14 protein-coding genes are annotated in these 14,712 nt (G+C 66.9%); 8 read left to right on the top strand and 6 right to left on the bottom strand.

Annotated elements, in window-relative coordinates:
* Nucleotides 1–7 precede the first annotated feature (7 nt).
* Together KXC42_RS02670 and KXC42_RS02665 are read right to left on the bottom strand one after the other, a co-directional pair.
* On the bottom strand, nucleotides 8–1,687 hold the full coding sequence (locus KXC42_RS02670) for an AMP-binding protein (RefSeq protein WP_257606012.1): 1,680 nt from the start codon (nucleotides 1,685–1,687) through the stop codon (nucleotides 8–10).
* Nucleotides 1,688–1,713: 26 nt separating this feature from the next.
* The gene (locus KXC42_RS02665) at nucleotides 1,714–2,523 is read right to left on the bottom strand and encodes a MaoC/PaaZ C-terminal domain-containing protein (RefSeq protein ID WP_024102911.1); all 810 of its coding nucleotides are present in this window, start codon (nucleotides 2,521–2,523) and stop codon (nucleotides 1,714–1,716) included.
* A gap of 236 nt (nucleotides 2,524–2,759) precedes the next feature.
* Between KXC42_RS02665 and KXC42_RS02660 the strand changes: the two genes are divergently transcribed.
* Nucleotides 2,760–4,439 (top strand): class I adenylate-forming enzyme family protein, encoded by a 1,680-nt coding sequence (locus tag KXC42_RS02660; RefSeq protein WP_219129896.1) that lies wholly within the window; start codon nucleotides 2,760–2,762, stop codon nucleotides 4,437–4,439.
* 16 nt (nucleotides 4,440–4,455) lie between these two features.
* Here the strand turns inward: KXC42_RS02660 and KXC42_RS02655 are convergent, their stop codons facing one another.
* Entirely contained in the window at nucleotides 4,456–5,049 is a 594-nt protein-coding gene (locus tag KXC42_RS02655) for a TetR/AcrR family transcriptional regulator (protein ID WP_219129895.1), read from the bottom strand.
* Between the two features lie 52 nt (nucleotides 5,050–5,101).
* Between KXC42_RS02655 and KXC42_RS02650 the strand changes: the two genes are divergently transcribed.
* The gene (locus tag KXC42_RS02650) at nucleotides 5,102–5,809 is read left to right on the top strand and encodes a hypothetical protein (protein WP_024102908.1); all 708 of its coding nucleotides are present in this window, start codon (nucleotides 5,102–5,104) and stop codon (nucleotides 5,807–5,809) included.
* 2 nt (nucleotides 5,810–5,811) lie between these two features.
* Here KXC42_RS02650 and KXC42_RS02645 read toward each other — a convergent pair whose 3' ends face one another.
* Nucleotides 5,812–7,029 (bottom strand): acetyl-CoA C-acetyltransferase, encoded by a 1,218-nt coding sequence (locus KXC42_RS02645; protein ID WP_219129894.1) that lies wholly within the window; start codon nucleotides 7,027–7,029, stop codon nucleotides 5,812–5,814.
* A gap of 124 nt (nucleotides 7,030–7,153) precedes the next feature.
* On the opposite strand from KXC42_RS02645, the gene echA20 reads away from it, so the two are divergent.
* Genes echA20 through KXC42_RS02625 form a run of 4 tightly spaced genes read left to right on the top strand, consistent with a single transcriptional unit; the run spans nucleotide 7,154 to nucleotide 10,655 of the window.
* On the top strand, nucleotides 7,154–7,915 hold the full coding sequence (gene echA20 / locus KXC42_RS02640) for a (7aS)-7a-methyl-1,5-dioxo-2,3,5,6,7,7a-hexahydro-1H-indene-carboxyl-CoA hydrolase (protein WP_024102907.1): 762 nt from the start codon (nucleotides 7,154–7,156) through the stop codon (nucleotides 7,913–7,915).
* Nucleotides 7,916–7,945: 30 nt separating this feature from the next.
* Complete coding sequence (locus tag KXC42_RS02635; RefSeq protein ID WP_024102906.1) at nucleotides 7,946–8,824, top strand: CoA transferase subunit A; 879 nt, start codon at nucleotides 7,946–7,948, stop codon at nucleotides 8,822–8,824.
* Nucleotides 8,821–9,579 carry a cholesterol ring-cleaving hydrolase subunit IpdB gene (ipdB, locus tag KXC42_RS02630; RefSeq protein ID WP_024102905.1) on the top strand — a complete coding sequence of 253 codons (759 nt, stop codon included), beginning with the start codon at nucleotides 8,821–8,823 and terminating at the stop codon, nucleotides 9,577–9,579. Before KXC42_RS02635 ends, ipdB begins: the two co-directional genes overlap by 4 nt.
* Complete coding sequence (locus KXC42_RS02625) at nucleotides 9,576–10,655, top strand: nitronate monooxygenase family protein (RefSeq protein ID WP_006550419.1); 1,080 nt, start codon at nucleotides 9,576–9,578, stop codon at nucleotides 10,653–10,655. Before ipdB ends, KXC42_RS02625 begins: the two co-directional genes overlap by 4 nt.
* 240 nt (nucleotides 10,656–10,895) lie before the next feature.
* Here KXC42_RS02625 and KXC42_RS02620 read toward each other — a convergent pair whose 3' ends face one another.
* Nucleotides 10,896–11,594, bottom strand: a complete 699-nt coding sequence (locus KXC42_RS02620; RefSeq protein WP_019290135.1) for an ABC transporter ATP-binding protein — start codon at nucleotides 11,592–11,594, stop codon at nucleotides 10,896–10,898.
* Between the two features lie 29 nt (nucleotides 11,595–11,623).
* Nucleotides 11,624–12,691: an ABC transporter permease gene (locus KXC42_RS02615; RefSeq protein WP_200360153.1), complete on the bottom strand. Its 1,068-nt coding sequence runs from the start codon at nucleotides 12,689–12,691 to the stop codon at nucleotides 11,624–11,626.
* Nucleotides 12,692–12,817: 126 nt separating this feature from the next.
* On the opposite strand from KXC42_RS02615, the gene KXC42_RS02610 reads away from it, so the two are divergent.
* Nucleotides 12,818–14,032 (top strand): sensor histidine kinase, encoded by a 1,215-nt coding sequence (locus tag KXC42_RS02610; protein WP_200359349.1) that lies wholly within the window; start codon nucleotides 12,818–12,820, stop codon nucleotides 14,030–14,032.
* Entirely contained in the window at nucleotides 14,029–14,655 is a 627-nt protein-coding gene (locus KXC42_RS02605) for a response regulator transcription factor (RefSeq protein WP_039583869.1), read from the top strand. The genes KXC42_RS02610 and KXC42_RS02605 overlap by 4 nt, the downstream gene beginning before the upstream one ends.
* The last annotated feature ends 57 nt before the right edge of the window (nucleotides 14,656–14,712 follow it).

Raw genomic sequence — 14,712 nt, 5'->3', positions numbered from 1 at the left:
ACCGCGATCATGCGACCGGCGCAGGTTCGGGGGTCGGCAACAGGGCCGCCCGGCCGTTGGCCACGAACTCCCGCTCGATGCGTGTGCGTTCCGCGTCGCCGAGCAGGACGTACTCGGAGGTCCGTCGGACACGCACGTAGACCGTGTCTGGCGTGTTCCACGCGACCGCCCGCAGCGGGGCTTTGTTCACCTTGTTGCTGCCCGTCAGCGGGATCTGCGCGGTGACGCGCACGAATCGCGGCCACCACTTGTCTCCCATGTCGGGCTGCTCGGCGAGGGTCGCCCCGAACACCGCCGGGTCGAACTCCGCGCCGGGCTCGAGTTCGACGGCGCACATGACCTGATCCCCGGTCGTGGGATCGGGCACGGCGAAGACCGGGGCGGACAGGATGCCCGGCACCCGCAGGATGATGCGCTCGACGGGAGTGGCGGAGAAGTTCTCGCTGTCGACGCGAAGCCAGTCGGAGGATCTTCCGGCGAAGTAGAAGAAGCCGTTCTCGTCGCGGTACCCGAGGTCCCCCGACCAGAAGTCGTCGCCCTTGACCCGATCGGCCATCGCCTCGGGATTCTTGTAGTAGCCCTCGAAGGTGTGGGCGGCACCGCACGCGACGATCTGTCCGACGGCGTCACTGTTGAGGAGGCGACCGGTCTCGTCGAAACGGGCGCGGGGGCACTCCTGCCCGGTGTCCTCGTCGAAGATCCGGACATCGACGCCTCCGACGGCGACCCCGAGCGATCCGGTCGGGGTGTCGGGGGTGCGGTTGATGCGGAAGACGCCTTCGCTCATCCCGTAGCCTTCGACGACCGTGCAGCCGAAGCGTTCGGAAAAGCGGGCCACGTCGGCTTCGGATGCCTCGGTGCCGAACGCGAGTTCGAGGGTGCTCGCGCGGTCGCGGGGGTCTTCCGGCCGGCTGAGGATGTACGACAGGGCCCGGCCCACGTAGTTGACGAAAGTGGCGCCGTAGCGGTGGATGTCGTCGGAGAACCGGCTCGCGGAGAACCTCCGGATCATGCAGACGGTCGCGCCGGCCCGCATGGCCGTGCCGAGGTTGAGCATGAGTGCGTTTCCGTGGAAGAGCGGCATGCACAGATAGGCGATCGAATCCTCGCGCATGCCAACACGTTCGGTGAGTGGACCGAGGAGGCGCGCGAGCCGGCCCTGGCCGACGATCACGGCCTTCGGAGCGCCGGTGGAACCGGAACTGAACAGCAACAATGCGATGTCGTCGGTGGACGGGATCGTCTCCGGCAGATCCGCACCGCGGAACGGCGCGAGGAACTCCGCGTAGCGATCGTCGTCGATATCGAGGATGCGGTCGGCCGTCAGTCCGTGGCCGGTGTCCTCGAGCAGATGGGCGAGGCGGGATTCGGTGACGACGAGGTCGATGTCCGCGTGCGCGATGTCGCGGGCGATCTCGGGGCCGCTGCGGCTGGCGTTGATGCCCACGACGGCTGCTCCGGCCAGGGCACCGGCGCCGATCCAGAAGACGAAGTCCGGGACGTTCTCGAGCAGCACCCCGATGTGGCGCTGCCGATCTGCGGGAGCAGGCACGGTCGCGACGATCGCGGCGGCACGATCGGCGCTTTCCTGAACCACCTCGCCCCAGGTCCACTGCTGGTCCTCGAAACGCAACCCCACCTTCGGGTCACCGTGACGAGCGCGCACTATATCTGCGAACGTGTCCAAGTCTTTCCTCCAGACGGTTGTGGCGATCAAGCGAAAACGGCGCGACCGCCGGACAGGACGGCGCCGGTCTCCGTGACGACGTCGAACCGAACATCCGCTGCGTCACCCCAGGCGCGGACCTGTGCCGCATCGCCGGGGAAGACGGGGGCCGCGAAGCGCCCGAACAGCGTCTTCAGGTCGGCGGGGTGCCCTCCGAGCATGTCGGCCAGAGGCAGGGTCGCGGCCGCCAGCGTGCACAGGCCGTGCAGGATGGGGCGGGGTTGTCCGATGCGCGCCGCAGCCTCGGGATCGATGTGGATGTGGTGCCGGTCGCCGGTCAGCCGGTAAAGCGCCGCCTGGTCGGCGCGTGTGGCGAGCGTGCCGACCACGTCGGCATCCCCCTCCGGTGCGGACGGCGCCGACGGTCCGCGCTCGCCGCCGAAACCTCCCGCTCCCGGTGCGAACAACGACCACGTCGCGATGAAGAACTCGCTCTCGACGACGACCTCGAACACCGCTGCCCGGCCCTTGTCCCAGACCTCACCGACGCGCGCCGACATCGCGATCTCCCCGGAGCGTGGCAACGGTGCGAGCACCTCGAGGCTCTGGGAACCGTGGAGCGCGGTGGCCGTGTCGAAGGCACCGAGCGCACCGAGCGCATCCGGTGCCCACTGGGCCAGCGTCAGGGCGAACGTCGGCAACACCCGCAGCCGGTCCTCGAACACGAGATCGAGGTCCGCCGCGCCGGCGCCCACCGCGAGCGCGTACAGGATCGCGTCCCGCTCGTCGTAGCGGATCGTGCGGGCGCCCAGGTCGTGGCCTCGCCACTGCGCGGGCGTCGGCGTCGTTGCGGTCATTCGTCTTCGGTCCTTTCTCACAGGGGCGCCGGGCGGCGACCCGACGGAGACGGGACCTCGCTTTTCCACAGACGCCCAGGTCACAGGCTAGGGAGAGCGATGGTGACCGTCACCGCCCGTCCCACTCACCGGTACATTCGAAGTCGGGGTGACCCGTCGTGAGATTCTGGCGGTACGCACTCGATGGAGGAGGGGACGTCCGTGAAGCGTGCAGGGGCACCGGTGGGATACAGGCGATGACCATCCCCTCCGATCCCTCCCATTTCCTCGATCAGCTGGTATCGCGACTCACCGGTCCGGGTGGCGAGTTCGAGATCGTCGTGCAGGACGTTCTGGGCACCGAGATACCCGTCATGCGCAGACGCGACGTCGCCGTGGCGGATCTGCTCTCGCAGTCCCTCGCCTGGGGCGACCGCGAGTATCTGGTCACGACCGATCAGCGGATCACCTTCGCCCGGAACGCGCGCATGTCGTACGCCCTCGCCGCGGCGCTCCACGAGCGGTACGGGGTGGGCGTGGGCGACCGGGTCGCGATCCTGTCGGCGAACCGGCCCGAGTGGGTCACCGCTTTCTGGGCGACGCAGGCCCTCGGTGCGATCTCGGTGGGCCTGAACGCGTGGTGGGTGCAACCGGAACTCGAATTCGGTATCCGTCATTCGCGACCCCGGGTGCTCTTCGTCGACGGTCCGCGTGCTGCGGCCGTGGCCGGCATCGACCGTGCGCAGACGGTGGTGCTGTCGATCGAGGAGGATCTACCGCGCCTCATCGCCGAATTCGACGGCGCGCAGCCGCCGCCCCCGAGAGTCGCCGAGGACGATCCGGCCGTCCTCCTGTACACCTCGGGCACGAGCGGGGATCCGAAGGGTGCGTTGCACTCGCAGCGGAATCTGCTGGCAGTGGTCGACTACCACCGGTACCTCGACGCGATCGCGACGATCTGGACCGGCGGCACATACGACCGGTCCGCACCATCGGACTCCCGCTATCTGCTGACGTCCTCACTGTTCCACATCACGAGCCTGCACAACACGATCGTGCCGCGCCTGGCCACCGGCAGCACCGTGGTGATGAACCAGGGCTGGTACGGCGTGCGTCCCGTGCTCGAACTCATCGAGGCGGAACAGGTCACCCACTGGATGGCCGTGCCGTCGATGGCCGCGCGGATGCTCGAGGACGAAGATCTCGACAGATACGACCTCACCTCGCTGAGCCGGTTCACCCTGTCCTCGGAACCTTCGACGCCGGAATTCAAACAACTTCTGCGCGAAGGGCTTCCGTTCGGCAAGCACGCCATGGTCGACAGTTACACCATCACCGAGTGCAGCACGTCGATCGCTGTGGCCTCCGCCGCCGAACTCGAGGAGTTCCCCGGCACGGTGGGCGCGCCGATCATCACGGTGAGCCTCGAGATCCGGGATCAGAGCGGCGCCTGGCTGCCCGACGGCCGCGTGGGCGAGGTGTGTGTGCGCAGCCCCTTCGTCATGCTCGGCTACTGGGACGACGAGGCGGCGACCGCCGAGGCGATCACTCCCGACCGCTGGTTGCGCACAGGTGATTTCGGCATGGTCGAGAACGGCCGTCTGCGTCTGGTGGGCCGGCGCGCCGACCTCATCCACCAGAACGGCGAGAACGTCTACCCGTCGGAGGTCGAGCGCGTCCTGGCCCTGCACCCGGCGGTCCGCGAATGCATGGTGACCGGCGCGCCCCACCCGGAATGGGGCCAGGAGGTGGCTGCGGTGGTCGTGCTCGTCGAAGGCTCCACGGTCACCGTCGAGGAATTGACGACCTTCGCATCCGAGCGTCTCGCCTACTTCAAGGTGCCGACGCAATGGACGCTGACGTGCAACCTGTTGCCGCGCAACGCCACCGGGAAGATCATCCGCAAGGGCTGGCGCGACACCCACGGCCACTGGTGACGACGGATCTGCACGTCTACGGCCGGAGCAGGCGCTGCAGGGCGTCGCGGAGCGTTTCCTGTTCGAGCACGGGGTCGAAGGACGTCTCGGCGGCGACGACGCCGAGGTAGCCGTCGAGCAAAGCCTGTAGCCAGGTGACGAGCCGATCCGCGGGCAGGTCGGTCCGGATCTCTCCGGTCTGCTGCGCGAGCCGCACCCAGGGAAACAATCCGTCGCGCAGCGCGCGGGCGTCGCGGTCGAGAGCAGCCGCGATCTCCGGCCGGGTCATCACAGCCCCGACCGCTCGGACGAAGCCGGCCGTACGGGGATCCGACGCATCCTCTGCTGCCCGAACGGCGTATTCGTCGAGTACACGGGTGGCGTCGGTTCGCCCGCTCTGCGCCTCGAACCACGCCACGCTTTCGGCTGTGCCCAGTTCGAGAACGGCCACCATCAGCGACAGTTTCGTGGGGAAGTAGTGGAAGAAGGTTCCGGACCCGATGCGGGCCTCGCGGCAGATCGCGGCCGTGGTCGTGCCGTCGTAGCCGTGTCGGGCGAAGCAGGTCAGAGCTGCGTCGATGATCCCGAGGCGGCGCGCCTCGTGCCGGACCGGATCGACCGTACGTGCCATGTCCCCGGCTCCCTGGATGCCATTGATGGAGTGTCCGCTCTATTATTACTGTATGCCGAAGACTCCGGAGCGCTGGCTGCTCACCTGGGAGAGCGCCGAGCACGCCGTGGAAATCGACGATGCCGGGCTGGGCCGCAGGATCACCTGGACGATCGACGGCGAGGAGATCGCCACGAAGAAGACCTCCGACGACAAGGTCGTCCTCGACGGGCACGAACGCGGCGCGATCGCCGTCAGGCTCCCCACCTTCATCGGACCGGCCCGACGAGTCACCTGGTGGGACGGCGACACCGAACTCGGTGCGGCAGCAGCCGCCCTCACCGGCATCGGCGGGGTCGACCTCGACCCCGAGCCCGGATCCAAGGCGGCTGTTCGCGAGGAATGGATCCGGGCGCACCCCCGGAAATACGCCGCCCAGCGCACGGCGGTCGCCGTAGCCGGGGTCGCCGTGCCGCTGATCGTGCTCTGGCTGCTCGCACAGATCCCGATCCCCGAAATCGATTGGCCAGACTGGGATATCAACATTCCCTGGCCGGACATTCCGTGGCCCGACATTCCGTGGCCGACCATCTCCCTGCCGGAATTCTCCCTGTTCGACTTCACCGTGCCCGAGTGGGTGAAGGCCGTCGCAGACAAGGCGAAGTACGTCTGGCCGGTCGTGCTCGCGGCCGTCCTCGCGAACCGGGAGGTCGCGCGCCGCCGGCGCCAGGACGAGCGCAAGCGGCAGACCGACGACCCCCCGACCGACTCGGAGGACTGAGCTCAGCTGAGGCGTTCGAGCACCATCGCCATGCCCTGACCCCCACCGACGCACATCGTCTCGACGCCGAACTGCTTGTCGTGGGTCTGCAGGTTGTTGATGAGTGTCGCGGTGATGCGGGCACCGGTCATCCCGAAGGGGTGACCGAGCGCGATCGCACCGCCCGAGACGTTGAGCTTGTCCTCGTCGATCTTCAGCTCACGCGCCGAACCGAGCACCTGCACGGCGAACGCCTCGTTGATCTCGAACAGGTCGATGTCGTCGATGCCCATGTTCGCGTTGGCGAGAGCCTTGCGGGTCGCGTCGATCGGTCCGAGACCCATGATCTCCGGCGACAAGCCCGAGACACCGGTGGAGACGATGCGCGCGAGCGGGGTCAGTCCGAGTTCCTTCGCCTTCGTGTCGGACATGATCACCAGAGCGGCCGCACCGTCGTTGAGCGGGCACGCGTTGCCGGCGGTCACCGTGCCGTCCGGGCGGAAGACCGGCTTGAGCTGACTGACGGCCTCGTAGTTGGTGCCCGGACGCGGACCGTCGTCGGTGCTGACGACCGTGCCGTCGGCGAGGGTCACCGGAGTGATCTCCCGCTCGAAGAAGCCGCTCTTGATGGCTTCCTCGGCGCGGTTGTGCGAGCGCACGCCCCAGCGGTCCTGGTCCTCGCGCGAGATGCCGGTGTGGGACGCGACGTTCTCGGCGGTCTGTCCCATCGCGACGTAGACGTCGGGGAGCAGACCCTCGGTGCGCGGGTCGGTCCACGACACTCCGCCTTCGGCGAGCTTGGCGGTACGCGCCTGGGCGTCGTCGAACAGCGGGTTCTTGGTGTCGGGCAGACCGTCGGCGTTGCCGGTCACGAAGCTCGACACCGATTCGACGCCGGCGGAGACGAACACGTCGCCCTCGCCGGCCTTGATGGCGTGCAGCGCCATGCGGGTGGTCTGCAGCGACGACGAGCAGTACCGGTTGACGGTCACGCCGGGAAGGAAGTCGTAGCCGAGTTGCACCGCGACCACGCGGGCGATGTTGAAGCCGGACTGTCCGGCGGGCTGGCCGCAGCCGAGCATGAGGTCGTCGATCTCGGTGGGATCGAGATCGGGGACCTTCGCGAGCGCTGCAGCGACCATCTGGGTCGCCAGGTCGTCCGGGCGGATCGACGCGAGCGAGCCCTTGCGTGCTCGCCCGATCGGCGACCGTACTGCGGACACGATTACTGCTTCGGGCATCTTCTCTCCTCGATGATCGGTCGTACTTCAACCCTACGGCCCTTCGACCCTCTGGGTCCGGCGGCTATCCTGTGCTAACTTACCAAGCAATCGCTTGGTTCGGTACAGACGTTAGGAACATGCCATGGGCATCACCTCGACCTCCGACAGCGCCGGTATCACCACGGTCACCGTCGACTTCCCGCCCGTGAACGCTCTCCCCTCACAGGCCTGGTTCGACCTGGCCGAGGCCGTGACCACGGCCGGGCGCAGTCTCGACACCCACGCGGTGATCCTGCGCGCCGAGGGCAGAGGCTTCAACGCGGGTGTGGACATCAAGGAAATGCAGGCCACCGAAGGGTTCGACGCCCTGATCGCCGCCAACCACGGGTGTGCCGCGGCATTCGCCGCCGTCTACGACTGCGAGGTACCGGTCATCGTCGCCGTCAACGGCTTCTGCGTCGGAGGCGGCATCGGCCTCGTCGGCAACGCGGACGTCATCGTCGCCTCCGACGACGCCGTCTTCGGCCTGCCCGAGGTCGACCGCGGTGCACTGGGCGCCGCAACGCATCTCGCGCGCCTCGTCCCCCAGCACATGATGCGCACCCTCTACTACACGGCGCAGAACGTCACCGCGCAGCAGCTCGAGCACTTCGGCTCGGTGTACAAGGTCGTGCCGCGCAGCGAACTCGACGCCGCCGCACGCGAGGTCGCCGAGATGATCGCCGCGAAGGACACCCGCGTCATCCGCCGTGCGAAGGAAGCCATCAACCGCATCGACCCCGTCGACGTGAAGACGAGCTACCGCCTCGAGCAGGGCTTCACCTTCGAGTTGAATCTCGCCGGCATCGCCGACGAGCACCGCGACGAGTTCGTCGCAACAGGAAAGCCGCGCAGCAACAGCTGACGCCTCACACCACCAGGAGTTCGGAACACCATGCGTGACAAGAGAATGTCGCTCGACGACGTGGTCGGCGAGCTGCGCAGCGGAATGACCATCGGCCTCGGCGGCTGGGGATCGCGCCGCAAGCCCATGGCCCTCGTGCGGGCCATCCTCCGTTCGGACGTGAAGGATCTGACCGTCGTCACCTACGGCGGTCCCGATCTGGGCCTGCTGTGTTCGGCGGGCAAGGTGAAGAAGGCGTACTACGGATTCGTCTCGCTCGACTCGGCACCGTTCTACGACCCGTGGTTCTCCAAGGCCCGCACGGGCGGCGAGATCATCGCCCGTGAGATGGACGAGGGCATGATCAAGTGCGGCCTGGAAGCCGCCGCCGCGCGCCTGCCGTTCCTGCCCCTCCGCGCGGGCCTGGGTTCGGCCGTGGTCGACTTCTGGGAGGGTGAACTGAAGACCGTCACCTCGCCGTATCCCGGACCGGACGGCACCGAGACCCTCATCGCCATGCCGGCGCTGAACCTCGACGCGTCGTTCGTGCACCTCAACATCGGCGACAAGCACGGCAACTCCGGTTACCAGGGCGTGGACCCCTACTTCGACGACCTCTACTGCATGGCCGCCGAACGTCGCTACGTCTCCGTCGAGAAGATCGTCGAGACCGAGCAGCTCGTGAAAGAGGTTCCGCTGCAGCAGCTCCTGCTCAACCGCATGATGGTCGACGGAATCGTCGAAGCACCGAACGGGGCGCACTTCACCCTCGCGGGCGACAGCTACGGCCGCGACGAGAAGTTCCAGCGCCACTACGCCGAGTCCGCCAAGGACCCCGAGGCATGGCAGGCATTCGTCGACCGCTTCCTCTCGGGCAGCGAGGACGACTACCAGGCCGCAGTCCAGAAGTTCGCACAGGAGCAGGCATGACCACCACCGAGACCGTGACCCGCGCCGAGTACTGCGCCATCGCATGCGCCGACATCTTCTCGGGTGCCGGCGAGATCATGGCGAGCCCGATGGCGACACTGCCGCAGATCGGTGCACGCCTGGCCAAGCTCACCACCGAGCCCGACCTGCTGATCACCGACGGTGAAGCACTCATCCTCGCCGACGTCCCGGCCCTCGGCGCGAAGGCACCGATCGAAGGCTGGATGCCCTTCCGCAAGGTGTTCGACGTCGTCGCGTCGGGCCGCCGCCACGTGGTGATGGGCGCCAACCAGATCGACCGGTACGGCAACCAGAACCTTTCGGCCTTCGGTCCACTCCAGCAGCCGACACGCCAGATGTTCGGTGTGCGCGGCGCTCCCGGCAACACGATCAACCACGCGACCAGCTACTGGGTCGGCAAGCACTCCTCGCGCGTCTTCGTCGACACGGTCGATATCGTCTCGGGTGTCGGATACGACAAGGTCGATCCCGAGAACCCGGCGTACCGCTTCCTGGACATCGCGCGGGTCGTCACCAACCTCGGTGTCTTCGACTTCGGCGGTCCCGACCACACCTTCCGGGCGCTCTCGTTGCACCCGGGTGTCGAGGCGTCCACCGTCGCGGAGAACACCTCCTTCGAGGTCGCCGGCCTGGACGAGGCGGGCGTGACCCGCGAGCCGACCTTCGAGGAACTGCGTCTGATCCGCGAGGTGATCGACCCCAAGGGTCTGCGCGACCGCGAGGTCTCGCTGTGACCGTCCTGCGCACCGCCCTGACCGACCTGGTGGGGATCGAGCACCCGATCGTTCAGACGGGCATGGGCTGGGTCTCCGGTCCCCGCCTGACCGCCGCGACGTCGAACGCCGGTGGTCTCGGCATCCTCGCCTCGGCGACGATGACCTACGCCGAACTCGAAGCGGCGGTCGCGAAGACCAAGTCGCTGACCGGCAAGCCGTTCGGCGTCAACATCCGCGCCGACGCCTCGGACGCCGGTGAGCGCATCGACCTGCTGATCCGCGAGAAGGTCAAGGTCGCGTCGTTCGCCCTCGCACCGAAGAAGGAGCTGATCGCCAAGCTCAAGGATCACGGCATCGTCGTCGTGCCGTCGATCGGTGCTGCCAAGCACGCCGTGAAGGTCGCCTCGTGGGGCGCCGACGCGGTGATCGTGCAGGGCGGCGAGGGCGGTGGCCACACCGGTCCCGTCGCGACAACCCTGCTGCTGCCGAGCGTCCTCGACGCCGTCGACATCCCCGTCGTCGCCGCCGGTGGCTTCTTCGACGGTCGTGGGCTCGCGGCCGCGCTGTCCTACGGCGCGGCCGGCATCGCGATGGGCACTCGGTTCCTGCTCACGAGCGACAGTGCTGTTCCCGATTCGGTGAAGCAGCAGTACCTTTCGCGGGGACTGCAGGACACCACGGTGTCACTCAAGGTCGACGGCATGCCGCACCGGGTCCTGAACACCGACCTGGTGAACAGCCTCGAGAAGTCCACCTACGCGAAGGGACTGCTCGCGGCCGCGCGGAACGCGACGAAGTTCAAGTCGATGACGGGCATGAAGTGGTCGACCATCGTCAAGGACGGCCTCGCCATGAAGAAGGCGAGCGACCGCACCTGGCAGCAGATCATCATGGCCGCCAACACCCCCATGCTCCTCAAGGCCGGTCTCGTGGAAGGCAACACCGAAGCCGGTGTGCTCGCCTCGGGCCAGGTCGTCGGCATGCTCGACGACCTGCCGAGCTGCCAGGAACTGATCGACCGCATCGTCGCCGAGGCAGTCGAGCGCATCGACGCCCTCTCCGCCCTGCGCGATCAGGGGCGTCCCGCCGCCTGATTCCGATTCCCAGCAGATCGAGACCGGTGTTGTTGTCGAGTTTCCGCGAGAAATCGACAACAACACCGGTCTCGATCGGTTCCGACGTGCGCAGACTCCGCCGCGCGTCGCCGGACACAGGCGCTGGGTCGTTCACGATGCCTCCCGCGGTCCGGAAAATCGACCCCACTCCGCCGAAGCCCAAGCCATGGCCCGGTCAGGAAGATTCCCGATACCGCGTGACAACAGTTCGCCGCTGTTTCAGTGAATTGCGCTCGGCACGGAGCCAGGCAGGGGTATCAGTGTCCCGTTGCGCACGGCACAGGCGCGGTCGACGAGAGTCAGCCGGCTCAGGTCGTGAGTGACCATCACGATCGCCACATCCCGATCCCGGCTCAGATCGGCGAGCAGGGCCACGACCTCGCGGCTGCGGTTCTCGTCGAGGGCCGAGGTGGGCTCGTCGACGAGCAACACCGAGGGGTCGTTCATCAGTCCTCGCGCGATCGCAACCCGTTGCCGTTGCCCTCCCGACAGTTGGTGGGGACGCCGGTCCAGGTGCCCGTCGAGACCCAATGAACACAACAGGTCCGTGGCACGGGCACGACTCTCGCGGACCGAGTCGCCCGCGAGATGGGACATCATCTGCAGTTGTTCGACTGCGGTCAACGAGGGCAGCAGGTTCGACTGCTGGAACACGAATCCGAGCTTCTCGCGTCGCACGGTCGTGCGCTCGTCACGGTCCAGTCCCGTCATGTCGCTGCCGTCGATAACGACACGACCCGAATCGGGGGTGATGAGAAGGCCGGCGACAGCGAGCAGGCTCGATTTGCCGGACCCGGACGGACCGGTCACAGCCACGAATTCGCCGCGTCTGACCTCGAAATCCACGTCGTCGAGGACGCGTCGATGCCCGTCACCGTCGGGATAGCTGAGGACGATGTTGCGTAAGCAGATACTCATGTCGAAGTCCTTCGTTCTCGGTAGATGACTCATCGAGCGGCTGCAAGGGCAGCGAGCGGGTCGACCTTGGCGATACGGACCAGGGAAGCAGCCGCGCCGATCATGCCCGTCGCAACGAGGGCGAGGAACGGAACCACGGTGGTGGACATCGTGAGCGAGAACGGAACCGACTGCGAGGCTGCCGTTCCGAGACCGGCTGCGGCCAGGGTTCCAAGTCCGGATCCGAGTACCAGCACGATCGAGCTCTGCCCGAGTGCGTCCTGGAGCAGATAGCGGGTGGAGGCACCGACAGCCTTGAGCACAGCGAGGTCCTGGCCGCGCTGGATGGTCCATACCGTGAAGAAGGCCCCGACGACCAAGGCGCTGACGATCATCAGCATCGTCTGCATCAACAGCAGCGATCCACGCTCGGAGGTGTACGACCCGATCGCGTTCAGCGCGCCGCGGCCGTCGGTGACGGCCGTCCCGGTCGCCTCACCGACAGAATCGGCGTCGAACCCTGCGGAGGTACGCAATGCAACGACGGTGCCGTCACTGCCACCGGCCGACGGCAGTGACATCCATGCGTCGTGGTCCATCCAGACCACGGGCTGATGACTGTAGAACGAGTCGTCGACCAGAGCGGTGATGGTGAATACCTTTCCGCTCATCGAAATCCGGGTTCCGTTCGTCCATCCGTTGTCATTGGCGAGGTCGGCGTCCACGGCTACCGAGCCGGCACCGAGCACGACCGGAGCGGCGAAAGAATGCCCGTCGACGCCGAACGCAGAAGCGGCGACTTCTCGACCGTCGACGCTGATCCGAGCGGGCGCCACCCCGATGATCGACGCAGCATCGACACCGTCGGCCTCCGCAAGTTCCGCATACTGCCGCGTCGTCACGGTCGACTCGGCGAACGAGACCGAGCGGCCATCGGGGGGAGCACCGAATGCGAAGTGGTCGGCGCCGATGTTCTCGATCGCAGCGATGGACCGATTACCCAGTCCGGAGGTCAGCCCCGACAGCATGACCACCATCAGCGAAATGAGGAACAGGGCCGAGGTCATCAGCGTAAAGCGACCTTTGGCGAATCGGAGATCACGGAAAGCGAGGAACATGCATCTCAGCGTCGTGCAAGGGAGCATTCCCGGCATCGCGCATTGGTTGGGTTCGCTGATCCATCGAAAGTTGGAGATCTTCGATCGGTGCGGTCGACGGCATAGTGCGGTATTAGAGTGGGCGAAATGCGGAATTCCGATGGGTCTCACTCGGGCGGGGCCGTGCCGGTGCTACGCGCCATGCAATTCGGCGCCCATCTGCTGTTCTTCCTGCTCCTCGCGGTGGGTGTCGTGCGCACGGTTACCGACAGTGCTCATCCCGTTCCGATCGTCGCGTTCGCTGTCGTGGTAGCCGGGTGGTATCTCTTCGGGATCTGGTTCGCGCGGCGTGAGGGCTTCGAGAACGGGGAGCCGGTACAGCGCCGATCGGGGCAGATCTGGTTCGCGGCGCTCGGGCTGGGCTGGCTGGCTCTCGTGGTGGCGGATGTCAACTTCGTCTGGTTAGCGTTCGCCCTGTTTTTCTTGTGCTTTCCCCTGTTCTCCACTCCGGTCGCGTTGACGGTGACGATCATGCTGACCGCGATAGCGATCGCAGCGACGCTGTGGCACGGCACCACGAACACGGTTGCCTCGATTCTCGGACCGGTGTTCGGGGCGGCAGCTGCCGCCGGAATGGCCGTCGTCTATCAACAGTTGGTGCGGCAGTCCGCGCAGCGACAGCAGTTGGTGGACGAACTCACCGAGGCGCACCGAGAGTTGCTCGGGGCGCAGGACGAATTGGTCGCGCTGCAACGGGAAGCGGGCGCACTGACCGAACGTTCCCGCCTCGCGCGTGACATCCACGACACTCTGGCGCAAGGATTTTCGTCCATTCTGCTGCTCTCTCGAGCCGGGCAGCGCGCTCCCGACAATTCCGCGGCGATCTTCGCGCAGATCGCGGACACCGCGCAGCAGAATCTGATCGAGGCCCGCCGGGTGGTCGACGCGCTCGCGCCGGTTGCGCTCGAGTCCGCACCGCTCGAATCCGCGTTGCGGCGCCTGCTCGACCAACTCGAACAGCAGACCGGGATCACCGGTGACCTGCTCACCGACAGCGATCCGATCCCGCTGGTGACGGACTGCGACGTCGCCTTGCTCCGCGTCGCCCAGAGTGCTCTCGCCAACGTGCGGTTGCATTCGCGGGCGCGTCGGGTACGGGTGACATTGAGCTACGCATCCGACGAAGTACGGCTCGATATCGTCGACGACGGTATCGGCTTCGATCAACGTCAGGACGGTGGATTCGGCTTACGGTCGATGAGGGAACGACTGGCCGAACTGGGTGGCACACTCGTCGTGGAATCGGCACCCGGAGACGGAACCGCGGTTGCCGCAACCCTTCCGGTCGGGCGGGTCGCATGAGTGCGGTACGTGTACTGCTCGTCGACGATCACCCGGTGGTACGGGCGGGACTACGCGCGTTGCTGGCGTCGCACGATGACATCGTGGTGGTGGCCGAAGCATCGTCGGGTGAGGAAGCCGTGGCTTCGGCGGCGGCCGCGAAACCCGATGTGGTGCTGATGGATCTGCGTCTGGGATCGGGGATCGACGGGGCGCAGGCGACCGCCCGGATCCTGACGGCGGCCGATCCGCCGAGGGTCGTCGTACTCACCACCTACGACACGGACGCGGACATTCTGCGCGCGGTCGAAGCCGGTGCGGCAGGCTACCTCCTCAAGGACACCGACCCGAAAGTGCTGATCGAATCGGTGTTCGCGGCGGCCCGTGGGGAGACCGTCCTGGACCCGGACGTGGCCCAGCGCCTTTACCGCCGCATGCAGCAGCCCCGCACCGACCTCAGCGCCCGCGAAATCGAAGTGCTGTCGCTGGTCGCCGAAGGGTTGTCCAATCGCGCGATCGCCAAACAGCTCTTCGTCAGCGAGGCAACCGTGAAATCCCATCTGGTGCACGCTTTCACCAAATTGGACGTGGACAATCGCACCGCCGCAGTGGTCGCGGCGCGCGAGCGGGGCCTGATCGCGTGATCGGTGTCGAGGATCGGGCCATGATCACAGTCGTTACCCGATCGCGCGTCTCGACGC

It is taken from the genome of Rhodococcus sp. LW-XY12 (assembly GCF_019317345.1).
Taxonomy (GTDB): Bacteria; Actinomycetota; Actinomycetes; order Mycobacteriales; family Mycobacteriaceae; genus Rhodococcus; species Rhodococcus pyridinivorans.
The sequence above is the reverse complement of the archived record's forward strand: the minus strand, read 5'-3'. Positions and strand labels throughout refer to the sequence as shown.